Source organism: Pseudoduganella sp. UC29_106, assembly GCF_044055365.1.
Classification (GTDB): domain Bacteria; phylum Pseudomonadota; class Gammaproteobacteria; order Burkholderiales; family Burkholderiaceae_D; genus Rugamonas.
Genome location: NZ_CP171977.1, coordinates 6,757,509 through 6,773,636 on the forward strand (window position 1 = coordinate 6,757,509; position 16,128 = coordinate 6,773,636).

At 65.7% G+C, this 16,128-nt stretch carries 10 protein-coding genes and 2 pseudogenes; all 12 read right to left on the reverse strand.

The features are described 5' to 3' along the window. Positions 1 to 3: 3 nt before the first annotated feature. Positions 4 to 999, reverse strand: a complete 996-nt coding sequence (locus ACHMW6_RS33575) for a polysaccharide deacetylase family protein (protein ID WP_395403703.1) — start codon at positions 997 to 999, stop codon at positions 4 to 6. Then, complete coding sequence (locus tag ACHMW6_RS33580) at positions 996 to 2,315, reverse strand: putative O-glycosylation ligase, exosortase A system-associated (RefSeq protein WP_395403705.1); 1,320 nt, start codon at positions 2,313 to 2,315, stop codon at positions 996 to 998. Before ACHMW6_RS33580 ends, ACHMW6_RS33575 begins: the two co-directional genes overlap by 4 nt. Before the next feature lie 75 nt (positions 2,316 to 2,390). Then, on the reverse strand, positions 2,391 to 3,749 hold the full coding sequence (locus ACHMW6_RS33585; protein ID WP_395403707.1) for a phenylacetate--CoA ligase family protein: 1,359 nt from the start codon (positions 3,747 to 3,749) through the stop codon (positions 2,391 to 2,393). Then, the gene (locus ACHMW6_RS33590; RefSeq protein WP_395403709.1) at positions 3,746 to 4,990 is read right to left on the reverse strand and encodes a glycosyltransferase family 4 protein; all 1,245 of its coding nucleotides are present in this window, start codon (positions 4,988 to 4,990) and stop codon (positions 3,746 to 3,748) included. Before ACHMW6_RS33590 ends, ACHMW6_RS33585 begins: the two co-directional genes overlap by 4 nt. Next, positions 4,873 to 6,088, reverse strand: a pseudogene (locus ACHMW6_RS33595) (TIGR04063 family PEP-CTERM/XrtA system glycosyltransferase). Before ACHMW6_RS33595 ends, ACHMW6_RS33590 begins: the two are co-directional and overlap by 118 nt. 2 nt (positions 6,089 to 6,090) lie before the next feature. Beyond that, positions 6,091 to 7,987, reverse strand: a pseudogene (locus tag ACHMW6_RS33600) (XrtA/PEP-CTERM system amidotransferase). Then, positions 7,975 to 9,141 (reverse strand): TIGR03088 family PEP-CTERM/XrtA system glycosyltransferase, encoded by a 1,167-nt coding sequence (locus tag ACHMW6_RS33605; protein WP_395403711.1) that lies wholly within the window; start codon positions 9,139 to 9,141, stop codon positions 7,975 to 7,977. Before ACHMW6_RS33605 ends, ACHMW6_RS33600 begins: the two are co-directional and overlap by 13 nt. 11 nt (positions 9,142 to 9,152) lie before the next feature. Beyond that, positions 9,153 to 10,721 (reverse strand): exosortase A, encoded by a 1,569-nt coding sequence (gene xrtA, locus ACHMW6_RS33610; protein ID WP_395403713.1) that lies wholly within the window; start codon positions 10,719 to 10,721, stop codon positions 9,153 to 9,155. Further along, positions 10,718 to 11,926 carry a TIGR03087 family PEP-CTERM/XrtA system glycosyltransferase gene (locus ACHMW6_RS33615; protein ID WP_395403715.1) on the reverse strand — a complete coding sequence of 403 codons (1,209 nt, stop codon included), beginning with the start codon at positions 11,924 to 11,926 and terminating at the stop codon, positions 10,718 to 10,720. Before ACHMW6_RS33615 ends, xrtA begins: the two co-directional genes overlap by 4 nt. 3 nt (positions 11,927 to 11,929) lie before the next feature. Continuing rightward, positions 11,930 to 13,114 (reverse strand): FemAB family XrtA/PEP-CTERM system-associated protein, encoded by a 1,185-nt coding sequence (locus ACHMW6_RS33620; protein WP_395403717.1) that lies wholly within the window; start codon positions 13,112 to 13,114, stop codon positions 11,930 to 11,932. Next, positions 13,111 to 13,956 (reverse strand): XrtA system polysaccharide deacetylase, encoded by an 846-nt coding sequence (locus tag ACHMW6_RS33625; protein WP_395403719.1) that lies wholly within the window; start codon positions 13,954 to 13,956, stop codon positions 13,111 to 13,113. Before ACHMW6_RS33625 ends, ACHMW6_RS33620 begins: the two co-directional genes overlap by 4 nt. Before the next feature lie 5 nt (positions 13,957 to 13,961). Further along, positions 13,962 to 16,115 (reverse strand): XrtA/PEP-CTERM system-associated ATPase, encoded by a 2,154-nt coding sequence (locus ACHMW6_RS33630; protein ID WP_395403721.1) that lies wholly within the window; start codon positions 16,113 to 16,115, stop codon positions 13,962 to 13,964. Between the last annotated feature and the right edge of the window lie 13 nt (positions 16,116 to 16,128).

A 16,128-nucleotide genomic window follows, 5' to 3' on the forward strand; every position in this document is an offset into this window, starting at 1 on the left:
CTCCTACACCGTGACCGCATTTTGCGTCAGATTGCGCGCGAGGCGCAGCACGAAACCGAACCGGTTGCGGTCCCAGGGCGTAAAACGGGGCAGCTGGAAAAAGTCGGAACGGCCCCGGGAAGTGCCCCAGGCGGTCGAGACGGCAGCCTCGAAGCCCAGGTCCCGCACCATATCGACGTGCTCCGCGCCATAGTCGGTGCCCGGCTTGCCGTTCGGGTAGGCGAACAGCGGAATCTCCTCATCCAGCAATTCCCGCAGCGCCGCCCGTCCGCCGGCAATTTCCTGCCGCGCCTGCGCGGCAGGGATGCGCGCCAGGATTGGATGATTCATTGTGTGTGCTCCGATGTGCATGCCGGCGCCGTGCAGTCGGCGCAGCTGGGCGGTGTCCATCATCAGGTCGGCCGGCAGCGCCCTGCCGGCCTTGGCCGACAGCGCGTCGACCAGTTGCTGGCGCTCTTCCATGTCGCGGTACTTCAGCTGGCCGATCAGGGAATGCAGCGCCGTGCGCCTGTCTTCCACGCTGGCCAGCGCATGACGGCCCAGGCCCAGTTCCGTGGCATCCAGCACATCGCCGGGCGCCATGCGCACGGTTTCGATGACCGTGTCATTCCACATGCGGCCGCCATTCAGGAAGCCGCTGGCGATGAAGAACGTGGCATGCAGTCCGTGCTTCTGCAGGATGGGCAAGGCGATGTCGGCATTGTCCGCATAGCCATCGTCGAATGTGATGCAGGCGGCGCGGCGTGGCAGGCGGCCTTCCCGCATCAAGCGGACGGCGTCGCGCAGCGGCAGCACATTGAAGTGCGAACGCACCAGGGCCATGTGACGGTCGAATTCGATGCGGTCGACATCGCCAGGGAACAAGGGATCCTTGCGCGGCAGCACACGGTGATAAATCAAAATGGACAGCCCGCGCGGCCCACCAGGCGAAAGCAGACTGAGGAGACCTTTTGGCAACAGGGGCAGCCCGGTGCGCAGGCCGGAATCTCGCAAACTCACCTGCCACCTCCCCCGGCCACGACCAGTGCAGGCTCAGCCTGCGCCAATTCTTCCTCCTCCGCCAGCGGCGCATGGCCAACCTTGATCTCCTCTTCCACCAGCTTACGAGCCGCGACCATGGCCACCATCAGATAATAAGGAACGTCAAAGTAGGCCAGACTGAGGAAGGCGCCACCGATCATGAAGCCTACCAGGCTCACTTGAATCATCCGCACCAGCGCCGTGGCCCACTCCAGCGACGGCATGCCGCGGGCATGACGCAGCACCCATGCCCCTTCGCGCCACACGGCCAGGTAGAGCAGCAGATACAGGAGCAGCCCAATATAGCCGTGCTCTCCAAGCACCTGGAAGTAAATGCTGTGCGCGGCGTGGATGTCTTCCGGATTGGGCGCGTACCGGTTGAAGATGAAGGGATCGTAGATATTGAAGCCGCCACCGACCAGGGGACGGTCGTTCGCGAGGTTGAACGCCATCTTCCAGGCATTGATACGGCCCATGGCCGACCCGTCCTGCTCGTAATTGTCGATGGTGTCGATACGGTTGTGCCACTGCTGTGGCATGAACATCAGCGCCAACGGAATCAGCATGACCATGATGGTGCCGAGCAGCACCTTGCGAGGGCTTTTCAGCCACAGCACAAACAGCATGCCCGCCAATGCGACGGCCGCGCCTCGCGAATAGGAGCCCAACGAGGCCAGCGCACACAGGCCGGCGGATGCGACCATCGCGCGGCGGTACCATTTGTTCTGGATGGGACGCAGCAGGTACAGCATCAGCGGCACCGTCATGATCAGGGCCAGCGCGATCTCGTTATTACCGTCGATGAAGGTACCGTAAGGTCCCCAGACACGGAACTGGCCGCCGGTCTGGATCGTGAAAATCCCGCCCTTGACGCCGTAGTAGCCCAGGGAGATCGCCACCGCCCAGATCACGCCTTCGATTTCCTCGCGGCTGCGCACCAGCATCCAGATGACGAGCGTCATGCCCATGATCTTGATGACCTTTTTCAGCGCCGTCAGGTTGTCCTCCGGGTAGAAGGAGAACGCCGTCGTGATGACCATCCACAGCACGAACAGCAGGAATATCTTGACCGCGGGACTGTCGGGAAAACGTATCTCCTTGGGCTTGCTCAGCATCGCCAGCAGCGTGGTCACGGCGATGATGGCCGCGAAAGGAAATTCACGGGCAAAGCCCCAGCCCTGCGTGTGCGGATTCATGACGCTGATCCAGATCCACATGATGGCGCCATAGTAGGGGCGCTTGAAGATGTAGGGCAGCGAGCCGAATACGATCAGCGTGACGAGTATGTCCCTCATTGCGGCGCCCTCCCTTCAGCGGCCGGCAGTGCGGAGATTATTTGGTATAGGTATTCCATGGTGTTTCCAACTTGGTCACGCAATAACGGTATTTGCCGGACTTCTCGGCGGGATGTCGCTCACCTGCTCCACTTCGATGCGCACCGCATCGCCCATGCGCGCGTGGAAGCCGCGTGCAATGCGCTCGCGCTCGGCGTCGCCGAAGGGGCCGTCGAACACGACCTGGACGCGCGTCCAGTCCAGCGTTTCCTGGATGATCTTGAAGGCACGTACTTCGGGGATATCGCGCATCACATAGGCCAGCGCCGCGCTGTGGATCAACGTCCCGTCCGGCATGATGAGAAAGTCCGTGGTGCGGCCGTGGATTTCCTTCAGGACCGGCAGCGTGCGGCCGCAGGTGCACGGTTCGGTATCGAGCGCGCCCACGTCGCCGGTGCGGTAGCGGATGAAGGGAAAATCGCCCGAACGCAGGTGGGTGACGACGATTTCGCCGGATTCGCCATCGGGCAGCGGCTGGCCATCGGTGCCCAGCACTTCGATGACGATGTCTTCGGCGGTGATGTGCAGCTTGCCGGCCGGGCATTCGTGGGCGATGAAGCCCGAATCGCGTCCGCCATAGCCGTTCGCGGCCGGGCAGCCGAACACGCGCTCGATCTGCTCGCGCTGGCCGTCATACAGGCACTCGGAAGTTACGAAGGCGACGCGGATGCCCAGGTTGTCCAGGCGAATGCCCTTGTCCTGCGCATGGGCGGCGATGCGGGCCAGCACGGTCGGATAGCCGAACAGCATGCGCGGCTTGCGCTTGAGGATGCGCGCCACATGGCCATCGAGCCCGGTATTGGTGGTGGCGAAGGCCGACATGAGTTCCGTGCGCATCAGGCGGTCGCGCCAGATGCGCACGCGGTCCTGGGCGCCCAGTTCAATATTTGAGCCCCAGATAACGATTTCCGGATCGCCGATATCCACGTTCCACCAGCGCGTGGCGCGCCATTTGGCGGCGATATCGTGGCTGACGCGGTGCTTGCCCACGTAGAAGGTCAGCGGCGCGCCGGTCGAGCCGCCCGTGTTGTAGCGCACCAGGTTTCTGGCGTCTTCCGCCTTCAGCCTGTCCTGGTTGGCGCGGATCTCGTCCTTGCCCAGCAGCGGCAGGCGCGCCAGGTCGCGCACCGAATGCAGGTCGCGCGCCGGATCGAAGCCGATCTGCTGGAAGATGTCGCGGTAATACGGCACCTTTTCGGCCGCGCGCACCAGCAGGGCGCGCAGGCTGTCCATCCGGTGCTGCTGCAATTGTGCGGCCGGCCAGTACTGCGATTCTTCCAGGTGGCGCCGCACGGCCACGCTCTGGTGCTGTTTCAGCGATTCGTGTGCCGGGAACAGGACTCCGGCCACCAGCGACGTGTACCAGTCGTTGCCCGGTTGGGTAGGCATATTCATTGGCATTCTCCCAGCGCGTTTCGGTATGCGGCCAGCAGGCGCGGACGCACGCTGGCCCAGGAGTATTGCTCTACATAGCTCGTGCCGGCGTCACGCAGGCGCGCGGCCAGGGCACGGTCTTCCAGCAGGCGCAATACCGCCTGCGCCATCGCATCGGGGTCCTGCGGCGGCACCAGCAGCGCGGTCCTGCCGTCTTCCACCAGATAGGGTACGCCACCGACATTGGTGCTCACCACCAGCACGCCGCTGGCCAGCGCTTCGAGCACCGAGTTGGGCGTGTTATCGATCAGGCTGGGATTCAGCATGATGTCGGCCGAGCGGTACAGGGCCGGCACGTTTACCGTATCCACGCGGCCGGTGAAAGTTACGTGACTGGCCACGCCCAGTTCCTGCGCCAGCTGTTCCAGTTCCGCGCGCAGCTCGCCTGAGCCGGCGATGGTCAGCCGCGCGTCGGGATACCGGGTGCGCACCTTGACCAGCACGCGCAGCGCGGTGGCATTGTCGTAGATCGGTTCCAGGTTGCGCGTCACGAGCAGGTGGGGCGCCGGCCGCTGCCCGCCGCTTGGGGCGGCGGCAAAGCGCGACAGGTCGACGATATTGGGTACGATCTTTGGCGTGAAGCCGTAGTTGCCGAACACATGCTCGAGGAAGGCGGATGGCACGATGAGCGAGGTGGCGCGCTGCATGCTGGGGCGCACCCAGCCGGCGGAGCGGCGCAGGAAATTGTCCGCCTCGCCGCCACGGTAGTTGACCACGATGGGTGTGCCGCGCAGGTGGGCAATCCAGATCGCGGGCGCCGCGAACAGGTGCCAGGACCAGCCGGAATTGGCCATCATATGCATCAGCTGCACCTTGCCGGCGGCGCGCCACAGCTGCACCAGGTAAGGCAACATGCGGCATACGGCGCGCACGCCCTTGATGCGGCCGGCCCACGCCGGCTGGTAGGGAGCATTGATCTGCACGAACGTGACGTCGATACCTTCCGCGCGCAGCAGTTTTGCCAGCTGCAGCGACTGATTGGCCATGCCGCCCGATGGCGGCGGCAGCGGTCCGACCAGGGCCATCCGGGTCAGGGCCTGCGCCTTGCCGGCGGACGGCGTCAGTTGTTCGATGCGGGCATTCATCAGGCCAGCGCCTTCCTGGCGACGCCGCCGTAGACCTGCTTGTAGCGCGCCACGCTGGCGGCCCAGTTGCGTTCCGCTTCCACGAAATGGCGGCCGCGCTGGCGGAATTCCGGCCATTGCTGCGGCGTGTCCAGCAGCGCCAGCACCTTGGCGGCGAGCGCCTGCGCGTCGCCGGCCTTGAACAGCACGCCGGTGCGGCCGTCTTCGATCAATTCCTTGTGGCCGCCCACGTCGGACGCCACCATCAGGCGGCCCTGGGCCATCGCTTCCAGCGGCTTGAGCGGGGTCACGAGGTCGGTCAGGCGCATCTTGTGGCGCGGGGTAGCACAGCACATCCACCAGGTTGTAGTAGCGCTGCACTTCGCTGTGCGGCACGCGGCCGGTGAAGATCACGGAATCCGCCACGCCGAGGTCTTTTGCCTGCTGGCGCAGGTTCGCGTCCTGCGGGCCGCCGCCGACCAGCAGCACGCGGAGCTCGGGGCGCTGCGCCAGCATGGCCGGCAGCGCGTTGAGCAGGATGTCCAGGCCCTCATAGGCGTAGAAGGAACCGATGAAGCCCAGCACGGTCCGGCCTTCCAGGCCGAGCTGCGCCGCCAGCGCTTCATCGCGCACGCCGTCGGTGCTGAAGTCGCCGATGTCGACCGCGTTCGGAATCACTTCGACCTTCTGCGCCGGGATGCCGCGGCTGACGATTTCCGCGCGCAAGCCCTCGCAGATCGTGGTGGCCGCGTTCACCCGCTTCAGCGCCCAGGTTTCCATGCCGCGCGTGAGGCGGTAGCGCAAGCCCCACTCCTTGCTGGTGCCGTGATCGACCGCCGCGTCTTCCCAGAAGGCGCGGATCTCGTAGACAACGGGGATGCCCAGCTTGCGGCCCACGCGCAGCGCGGCCACGGCGTTCAGCGCCGGCGAATGGGCGTGGATCACGTCCGGCTTCACTTCCTTTGCAACTTCCAGCAGGCGCTTCGCCAGCGCATCGATGACGGCCAGCTGGTTCAGCACCGGCAGTTTCGACAACGCGCCGGAGGCGGGCTCGGTGCGGTAGAAAGTCAGGCCGTCCACTTCCTCGCGCGCCTGCTTCACCGCGCCCTGCTTTGGGCTCGTGAGGTGATAGGTTTCCCAGCCCAGCGCGCGCTGTTCCTGCAGGATGGAGCGCGTGCGGAAGGTATACCCGCTGTGCAGCGGGATCGAGTGGTCCAGCACGTGCAGGATACGGATACTCATGCCTGCATCTCTTTTCTCAGGAAGGCTTCAAACATCAGCAGGGTCCAGATCGGTGCGCTGTAGTCGCGGCGGCCGGACTGGTGCTGTTCCACGATCTCCTGCAGGAAGGCCTGGTTGAAGATGCCGGTGGCGGCCAGCCTGGGCCCCAGCAGCGATTCCTTCACGCGCTCGCGCAGCGGGCCGCGGAACCAGCCCGCCAGCGGCACGGCAAAGCCCTGCTTCCTGCGGTACAGGATATCGTCGGGCAGGTAAGGCTCCATGCTCTTCTTGAAGATGTACTTGCCCTCGCTGCCTTTCAGCTTCATGTCCGGCGGCAGGCCGGAAATCCACTCGACCAGCTTGTGGTCCAGCAGCGGCACGCGCACCTCCAGCGCATGCGCCATGCTGGCGCGGTCCACTTTGGTCAGGATGTCGCCGGGCAGATAGGTTTTCATGTCCAGGTACTGGATCATCGACAGCGGATCGTCGGTCGGCGACTTGTCCGCATGGCCGCGCATCACGTCGATGGCGCGGTAGCCCTGCAGCTTGCTGCGGAAGCTGTCCGAGAACAGCTGCTCGCGCATCCTGTCCGTCATGATGGACACGCCATGGAAATAGCCTTCCACCAGGTCGCGCGACAGCGCCTCGAAGGTGGTCTTGGCGCGGAACACGCGCGGCGCCCAGTCGGCCTTCGGGTACAGCCGGCCGAGGGTGCCGAAGACGGGCTTGCGCAAGCCGTCCGGGATGCGGCCGCGCACGCGCTCTTCGGCCATCGCATAGCGGTAGCGGCGGTAGCCGGCCAGGTTTTCGTCGCCGCCGTCGCCCGACAGGGCCACCGTCACCCGCTTGCGCGCCAGCTGGCACACGCGGTAAGTGGGGATGGCCGAGCTGTCGGCATAGGGCTCGTCGTACAGGCCGGCCAGGGTATCGAGCAGGCCATAGTCGTCGGTGTCGACGGTTTCCACGAAGTGGTCGGTCTTGTATTGCTGCGCCACCTGCCGGGCATAGGCCGATTCATCGAAAGCCTTGTCCTGGAAGGCGATCGAGCAGGTGTGCACGGGGCCGTCGGAGAGGCCGGCCATCATGGCCACCACGGCCGAGGAATCGACGCCGCCGGAGAGGAAGGCGCCCAGCGGCACTTCCGCCACCAGGCGGATCTTCACCGCCTCGCGCAGGCGTTCGACCAGCTCGCCGCGCGCATCGCTTTCCGTCATCGCCTGGTGCGGCTTGAAGGGCACGTCCCAGAACTGCTTCGGCTCGGCCAGCGGCGCGCCCACTTTCTGCACCAGGCGGAAGCCCGGCGACAGCTTCAGCGCGCCCTTGTAGATGGTCTTCGGCTCCGGCACATAGCCGTAGGCGAAATAGTCCTCCACCGCGCGCGGGTCGATCTCGTGCGACAGCGAGGGATGCATGCGCAGGGCCTTCAGCTCGGAGCTGAAGGCGAACCAGCCATCCGGCGTCATCGCGTAGTACAGGGGCTTCACGCCCAGGCGGTCGCGCGCCAGGAACATCACCTGCTGGTTGCGGTCCCACAGGCCGATGGCAAACATGCCGCGGAAGTGGTCGACGCAGTCTTCGCCCCACTCTTCCCAGGCATGCACGATCACTTCCGTATCGCTCTTGGTCTTGAAGATGTGGCCCAGCGCCTTCAGTTCCTCGGTCAGCTCGCGGTAGTTGTAGATCTCGCCGTTGTAGCAGACCGATCACGCTGCCGTCTTCATTGCCCAGCGGCTGCTGGCCCATGGCGATGTCGATCACGGACAGGCGGCGGTGGCCGAAGCCCACGCCCGGCTCGATATAGGTATCGCCCTCGTCCGGCCCGCGGTGGTGCTGGGTGTCGTTCATGCGGCGCAGCAGCGCCTCGTCTACAGTGCGCCCGCCGCGCGCATCCAGGATGCCAACTATTCCGCACATGATGGGATTGCCCTTCTTGTCTTGATCTTGCGCTCGCACAGCGTGTCGTACAGTTCCTGGTAGCAGGCCACGCTGGCGGCCATGCTGTATTTGCGCTGTACGCGCTCACGTGCGGCGAGGCCGTGGCTGCGCAGCAGGGCCGGCGCCACGAGGTATTTTTCCAGGGCGGCTGCCATTTCCTGGGCGCTGCCCGGCGCCACCAGCATGCCGCTGACGCCGTTGTCGATCACTTCCGGAATGCCGCCCACGCGCGTGCCGACCACCGGCAGGCCGCAGGCCATGGCTTCCAGCGCCGCCCCCGGCGTGCCCTCGGCAAGGGAACTCAGGGCGAAAATATCCATGCTGCGCAGGACTTCCGGCACGTCCGTGCGCGCGCCCGGCAGCCAGACGGCATCCGCCACGCCGGCTTGCGTGGCGCTGGCGCGCAGCGTGTCCAGCAGCGGCCCATCGCCCACGATCGCCAGGCGCAGGCGCTCACGCAGCTGGGGCAGGCGCTCGCGCAGCAGCAGGAAGGCTTGCAGCAGGGTGGCGTGGTCCTTCACCGCCTGCACCCGGCCGACGCTGCCGATCACGATCGCGTCGCTGTCGAAGAACTGGCGCGGCTCGTGGCCGCGCGGGTGGAAGCGCTCCACATCGATGCCGTTGGCCAGCACGCGGCTTTTCGGTTCGGGCACGCCGATCACTTCGCGGTTCCACACTTCCATCGCGGCAGAGTTGGCATAGCAGGCGTCGTAGAACGGCACCAGCAGGCGGCGCAAGGTGTTGTGCTTGCGGTTGGTGCCATGCGGGTCGTTGATATCGCGCCCGTGGGCGCCGTTGACGCGCACCGGTACGCCGGCCAGCAGCGCGGCCGGCGCATATTCCATGGCCGCCAGGTTATAGCTGTGCAGCACGGCCGGGCGCAGCTGGCGCAGCAGTTGCCACAGCCTGACATGGGTGTGCAGCGAGAGGCCAGCCTGCTTGTCCAGCGTGTACACCGCCACGTCCGGCTTGCTGATGCGGGCGGCAAAGCCCGGGTTGTAGCCGCTCAGGGTGACAATGGCGTGGCGGTAGCGCTCAGCCGGCATGCGGTTGATGCGCTCGACCATCTGCGCTTCCAGGCCGCCCACATCGAGGCGGTAGATCAGATGGACAATCAGCGGGATATCACTCATGACGGACACTCTCATGGCCGCTGGCTGCTCGCCAGGGTGGTGCTGAGCACGGCAAAGTTCTTGTTCAGGAATTCCCGCATGGCGTCGCGCGCTGCCGCCGGGTTCTCATCATATTGTGAGAATACCATCACGACGGCCCCATCGCCGCTGCCATTAAGCAATTTACCCTTAACTTGTAACAATTTACCAACATAGTTACTTTGCGTCACCTTCCCATTTAACCAATACCAGCGCCATACGAGCAAGCGCTGGCCAGGTCCGTCGATAACGGATTCGCGCAATTCCAGCGGGTGGCCCGCCACGGTTTCGTTGCGCACGGTGATGTGGTCTTCGCGGAAGCCGTCGGCGGGCCTGGTCATCCGGTTCGCCGAGCTGACGAGCTTGCCATCGCCGGACGGATCGCCGTCGAAATACTGGAGTTCCAGGCCCACGGGCCGGGTGGATGTGGCCTGGACCACGCGCAGCTTCGCGGCGGCGGGCGTGAAATCCGGCTCCCACTTGGTGAAGGCAACGCCATCGTCGGGCAGCGGCGTCAGCTGCACGGCGCGGGCAGCCGGGGCCAGGGCATCCGCACGGTAGGCCAGCGCCGGCCAGGCGCCAATGCTGAGCAGCACGGCCAGGCCCGCGGCGGCGCGGCGCCAGCCCGGCGCCGCCGCGGCCAGGCGCTGGACGCGCGACGCTTCTTCCCGGCTGGGCGGCGTATTGTCTTCGCGCCAGAAGCTGCCTGCCCAGTACAGCACCAGCATGACCAGGCCGAAGAAGGCCCAGCCGTAAATGATGTGGTCGACGCCGACCGCCAGCGTCATTCCGCTCATGTGGCCGATCATCACGATCATGTAGGCGCGCAGGCCGTTGGCGAGGATGGGTACCAGCGTGGCGGCCACGATGAAGGCCAGGCGGCGCCACGGCGAGCGGTAAGTCAGGTAAGCGTACAGGCAGCCCAGGGTAATGGAGGCGATCAGGTAGCGCAGGCCGCTGCAGGCATCGACCACCGACCAGTTGCCGGTGGGGATAGCGAAGCTGTTGCCGTCGCGCAGCACCGGGATGCCCGTCAGGCGCAGCGCGTCGATGGTGAAGTTGGCCGTGATGTCCATCAGCGGCGGTACCAGGCTTTCGCCGACCGGCACCATGAACAGCAGGTAGGCCAGCGGGAAAGCGATGGCGCGCGCCACCTGCACTCCCAGCAGGGCCGCCACGCACAGCGGCATCATGGCGGCAAGGGCGTACTGGCGCACGATCTGCACATCGCCTTCCTTGGCCACCAGCCAGGCGCCGCCGCAGGCCAGCAGCGCCAGCAGCGCCGGCCAGTAAGGACGGCTGGGCGTTGCCGCCAGCACGTCGCGCCGGCGCCAGATCAGCCACATGCTGATGGGCAGGATCACATAGCCGTGGGCATAGGTGCCGGAACGCTCCCAGATCGAGACGATGGACCAGGCCGTCGACCAGTAAGCCAGCAGGGGCAGCAGCATGGCGCCATACACGCGCAGCAGCGCTTGCAGCGGACTGGCGGCGGCCGGCGCCGGCGGAGTGGCCCGGCCCGTGTCGGCGGCGGGACGTTCAATGGTCGGAACGGTATTCATGCCTGTATCCATTCGTGAGCTAGTTCACCCGCAATCATATTGTCCAGCAAGGCCAGCCGGGCTTCCCAGCTGTAAGCGGTTTCGACGCGGGCCCGCGCCGCCGCGCCGATGGCGGCCAGCGCTTCCTGCGGCCCGGCCAGGGCGGAGGTGATGGCGGCGATCGTCTGCGGCACATCGGCCGCCAGCAGCAGCTCGCGGCCCACGGCGGCGTCGATACCTTCCAGTGCTTGCGGCGTGACCACCACGGCCTTCGCCATGGCCATCGCTTCCAGCACCTTGTTCTGGATGCCGCGCGCGATGCGCAGCGGCGCCACGGACAGCGCCGCATGCTGCACATAGGGCCGCACATCGGGCACGGTGCCGGTCACCACCACGTTGGGCGCCGCCAGCGCCTGCACTTCCGCCGAGGGTCGCGCGCCGACGATGTAGAAACGCACGTCCTTCAGCGCCGGCAGCACGTGCTGCGCAAACCACTGCACGGCATCCACATTCGGCCAGTAATCCATGGCGCCGCAGAAAACGATGGCGCGTTCACCCGGCGCATAGGGATTCTCGAAGGTCCCGGGCGCGAAATAGCCGGTATCCACGCCGTTGCTGAACCAGCCGATGCGGGCGGCGCTCTCCGGCGCCAGGCGGCGGAACAGGTCCGCCTCGGGCGCAGAGACCAGCAGCGAGGCATCGCAGGTGGCCGCGACATGGCGCTCGTAGCGCAGGAGGCGGCTCGCTTCATAGCGGTACAGCAGGCTGGCGGGCCAGGACTTTTTCTCCGCGTACTGGCGCCATTTGTCGGAATCGACGTCGCACAGGTCGACCACGCGGCGCGCCTGGGCATAGGGCTCGGCGTACTGCGCCATCGGCGAGGAAAACACGACGATGCGGCCGATGCCATGTTCGCGCATGGCGGCATCGACCCAGCGGCGCAGGCCCTCGTCGCGGTAGTAGTCGAGCGACAGCGCGCGGTTGCCCAGCAAGGCGCCGAGGCTGCGTACGCGCGCCGAGCGCGGGTTCAGCGCGGCGAAATGGCTGCTGGCGCAGACCGCCTGCACCGTCGGCACATACTGCCAGTCATCCTCGTCATCGACGAAGGTGGCCAGGTGCACGCGATAGCGCCTGGCCAGATGCTTGAGCAAATGCCAGGAGCGGATCTTGTCTCCCTTGTTCGGCGGATAAGGGATGCGGTGCACCAGCAGCAGCAGGTCTTCCACGATTCACCCCAGGTCTTTCACGATGTGCGGGCCGAGCAGGTTCGCCAGCGCCAGCGGCATCTTCTGCCACATCTTGATGAAGAGCTGATACTTCGGGTTCAGCGGGTTCACGTCCGGCAATTCGCTGGAGGCAAACAGCCGGTACTCGTAGGGCAGCGGCTGCGCCGTGAAGCCCCAGTTCTTCTTGAAGTCGTAGGCGCCCGTGCCCTTCTTGCTGCGGCCGAAATCGAACAGGCGGTAGCCGCTGGCGGCGGAAGCCTGCATCAGGTTCCAGTACATGAAGTCGTTGCCCGCCACGTCGCGCGCAATCGGCATGCCGCCGCCGTAGTAAGGCAGCACTTCGTCGCGGAAGAAGAAGCTCAGCACGCCGGCCACCAGCTGCTCGCCCTGCAGGATCACGCGCACTTCGCAATCGCTGCCGAATTCCTCCTTCAGCAGGGCGAAGTATTTTTTCGAGAACACGGGTGTGCCCAGGCGGTGCACGCTGTTCGCATAGGCGGTGAAGAAGCGCTCGACATTGTCGTCCACTTCGCCGCGCAGTTCGAGCTTGATGCCCTTGCGCACCATCGCGCGCTGCTTGCGCGGAATGGCGTTCATATTCGTTTCATCGTCCGCCACGATGGCCTTGCGGAAGGTGTAGTACAGGTCCTTGCCCAGCCACTGAGGATCGCCCTCATGGGCGGGCGTGAAGTTGTGGTGCTCCAGGTGGCCCACGTTCAGCGAGGCCGCCAGTTCCTCGGCCGCCGCATCGAGCAGCTTGCGCGCGGCCTCCGTCTCGGCCGCCACGCCGCCATAGACGCAGAAAGGCAGCGAGATCAGGGAGTGGCCGAACAGGCGGCTCCTGATCCGGGCCAGGGGCAGCACGCCCGTGATTTCGCCCTGCTCCTCGACGTAGAAGAACCAGGTCTTGTGGCCGAAAGCCTGCTCGATCACGCGCTGCCAGCCGGCGCGGTGGAAGAAAGTGGCCGAGGGGCTGCGCTGCACGAAGGCGTCCCAGCGCGCGCGCTCCTCGGCGCTGCCGCCCAGCAGCTGCACCAGGGGCGCCGCGCTGCGCGGCTCAGGCCCGGTGGCGACAGGCTCCGGCGCAGCGGCCGTAGCGCCAGCCCTGGCCAGCACGGCCGCAGCCTCCGCTTCCGCCCTGGCGCGTGCCGCCCGGCGTTCGGCTGCCGCTTCGATAATCGAGGTCATGATTGCCCCAGGAAGATCCGGTCCATGCGGTCCCAGGCGAAGTCACGCGTCAGGGACCTGATACGGGCATCCATCTTGCCCAGATTGACGTAATGGCGGAAGCGCGTCTTCAGGCCGATGCCTGAGGGACGCGGCTGGCCCGGATCCAGCTCCCACGGATGGAAGTAGAAGATCGCGGGCTGGCCGTCTTCCTGGTTCACGCGGCGCATCATGCGGCGCGAGAGTGCATAGGGCAGCAGGCGGAAATAGCCGCCGCCGCCGGCCGGCAGGTTGCGCTGGCCGATACGCACGGTGGTGATGGGGACTTCGAGCAAGCCAGCGCTGCCGTTCGGGTGGAAGGCGAAGCGCGGCGCGTCGGGCATGCCGTAATGGTCATGCGCGATCGGATAAATCGAGGAACTGTAGCGGTAGCCCGCTTCCTGCAGCACGTCCAGCGCCCACAGGTTGGCGGGGCCGATGGAAAAGCTGGGGGCGCGGTAGCCTTGCACGGCCTGGCCGCCGATGTCTTCCAGAATGCCCTTGCTGCGCGCCACATCGTCCATGAATTCGGCGCGCGACTGATCGGAGGCGCGCAGGTGGCCGTAGCCGTGGCTGGCCAGTTCATGGCCGCCGGCCACGATCTTTTTGACCATCTGCGGATAGCGCTCGGCGATCCAGCCCAGCGTGAAGAAGGTGGCCTTGGCGCCGCCCGTCTCCAGGATGCCGAGGATGCGTTCGATGTTCGCCTCCACCCGGCATTCGCGCTCCGGCCAGCTGTCGCGCGGAATATGGGGGGCAAAGGCGGAGACCTGGAAGTAGTCTTCCACGTCAATCGTCATCGCATTGCGGACCGGCGCATTCATGGTGCTTATCCCCTGCCCTTCAGCCAGTCCAGCACGACGGCGGCGATGCGCTCGGCGGCGCGGCCATCCCAGTAATGGGGCACGCGGCCGGCCTTGCCGCCGCCGGACATCAGCTCTTCGTAGGCTGCCAGGATGTGCGCCGGATCATTGCCGGCGATGGTGTTGGTGCCTTCGTCGACGGTGATCGGGCGCTCGGTATTGTTGCGCAGCGTGATGCAGGGCGTGCCCAGGGCGGTGGTCTCTTCCTGGATGCCGCCGGAATCGGTCAGCACCACGCGCGCATCCTTCATCAGGCCCAGCATTTCCAGGTAGCCCATGGGCGGCAACAGCAGCACGTCCGGGCGCTCCAGCAAATGCGACAGGCCGAACTTCTCGATGGTGGCCTTGGTGCGCGGGTGCACGGGGAAGATCACCGGCGTGCGCGCGCTGATGGCCGCCGCCGTTTCCAGCAGGCCGCGCAGGATCACGGGGTCGTCCACGTTCGATGGGCGGTGCAGGGTCAACACGGCATAGCCATCCTTGCGGCCGTCGAGGAAGCCGGCGCGGCCCGCATCGGCGGCAATCGCATCGACCGGGATCGCGCTCTCCAGGTTGGCGCGCAGGGTATCGATCATCACATTGCCGACGAAGTGGATGCGTTCCTTCGCAATGCCTTCCTTCAGCAGGTTTTCCTCGCCGCTTTCCTCGGTGGTAAACAGCAGGTCCGACAATTGGTCGGTCAGCAGGCGGTTGATTTCCTCCGGCATGGCGCGGTCGAAGCTGCGCAGGCCCGCTTCCACGTGGATCACGGGCACGCCCTTCTTGGCGGCCACCAGGGCGCAGGCGATGGTGGAGTTGACGTCGCCCACCACCAGCACGGCCGCCGGCTGCACTTCATCCATGGCCGGCTCGAAACGCTTCATCACTTCGGCAGTCTGCTGGGCGTGGCTGCCCGAGCCCACTTCCAGGTTGATGTCCGGGCTTGGGATGCCCAGAGCCTCGAAATACTGGTGGTTCATCGCCACGTCGTAATGCTGGCCGGTGTGGACCAGTTTTGCCTGGACCTGCGGACCGAGCTTGCCGAAGGCGGCCATGATGGGCGCCATCTTCATGAAGTTCGGGCGGGCGCCGACCACGCATAGGATGCGGTAGGTGTTCATTCGTTGCCGTCGATGTTCAGGTTGGTGGCCGGGGAGCGCACGATCTTTTTTCAGGATCGACAGCACGGAGACCAGGGATTTTTCAAGGCGCATCATGCGCTCGTCCAGCACGGCGGGGTACTGGTTGCTGAACATGGTGTCCGGTTCGAACATCATGTTTTCGTCGCGCGCAGGCGCGGCCGGCGCCGGGGCGGCTGGCGGCGGCTGGAATTCCTGCTGGATGTCGCGGATCACAGTATCCACATCGGCGTCCGCAAACTCGTGCATCTCTTCCAGGAAGCCCATCAGCAGCAGGCGGTCCATCAGGTGGTTGGTCTTGCGCGGGATGCCGCCCGTGTATTCGTAGATGGCGGCATGGGCCGCCGGCGAAATCGATGGATCGCTCTTCCAGCCCACCGTGTGCAGGCGGTGCTCGATATAGGCCTGGCTTTCCGTGCTGTCCATCGGGCCCAGGTGGTAGGTCGCGATGACGCGCTGGCGCAGCTGCTGCATGCCGGGGCTGTGCAGCGTGGCGCGGAATTCGGGCTGGCCAAGCAGGAAGGTCTGCAGCAGCGACTTGTCGTCAGTCTGGAAATTGGACAGCATGCGCAATTCTTCCACCACCTTGGGCGTCAGGTTTTGCGCCTCGTCAACCACCAGCAGTGCGCGCTTGCCTTCCTGGCCGCAGGAGCGCAGGAAGTTTTCCAGGCGCGCCAGCAGCGTGGTCTTGCTGGCCGTGTCCTCGCAGGGCAGGCCGAAGCCGCCCACTACGCCGCGCAGGACATCGTCGGAATCGAGGTGGGTGTTGACCAGGTGGCAGGTTACGATGCGTTCGCTGGCGATCTGGTTGAAGAGGTTGCGCACCAGCGTGGTCTTGCCCGCGCCGACGTCGCCGGTGATGACGATGAAGCCTTCACCCTGCGACAGGCCATACTCCAGGTAGGCCATGGCGCGCTTGTGTCCCTTGCTGCCGAAGAAGAAGTGCGGGTCGGGACGGAGGCGGAAGGGCTTGTCGCTCAGCCCATAATAACTTTCATACATGACATATTGCTCC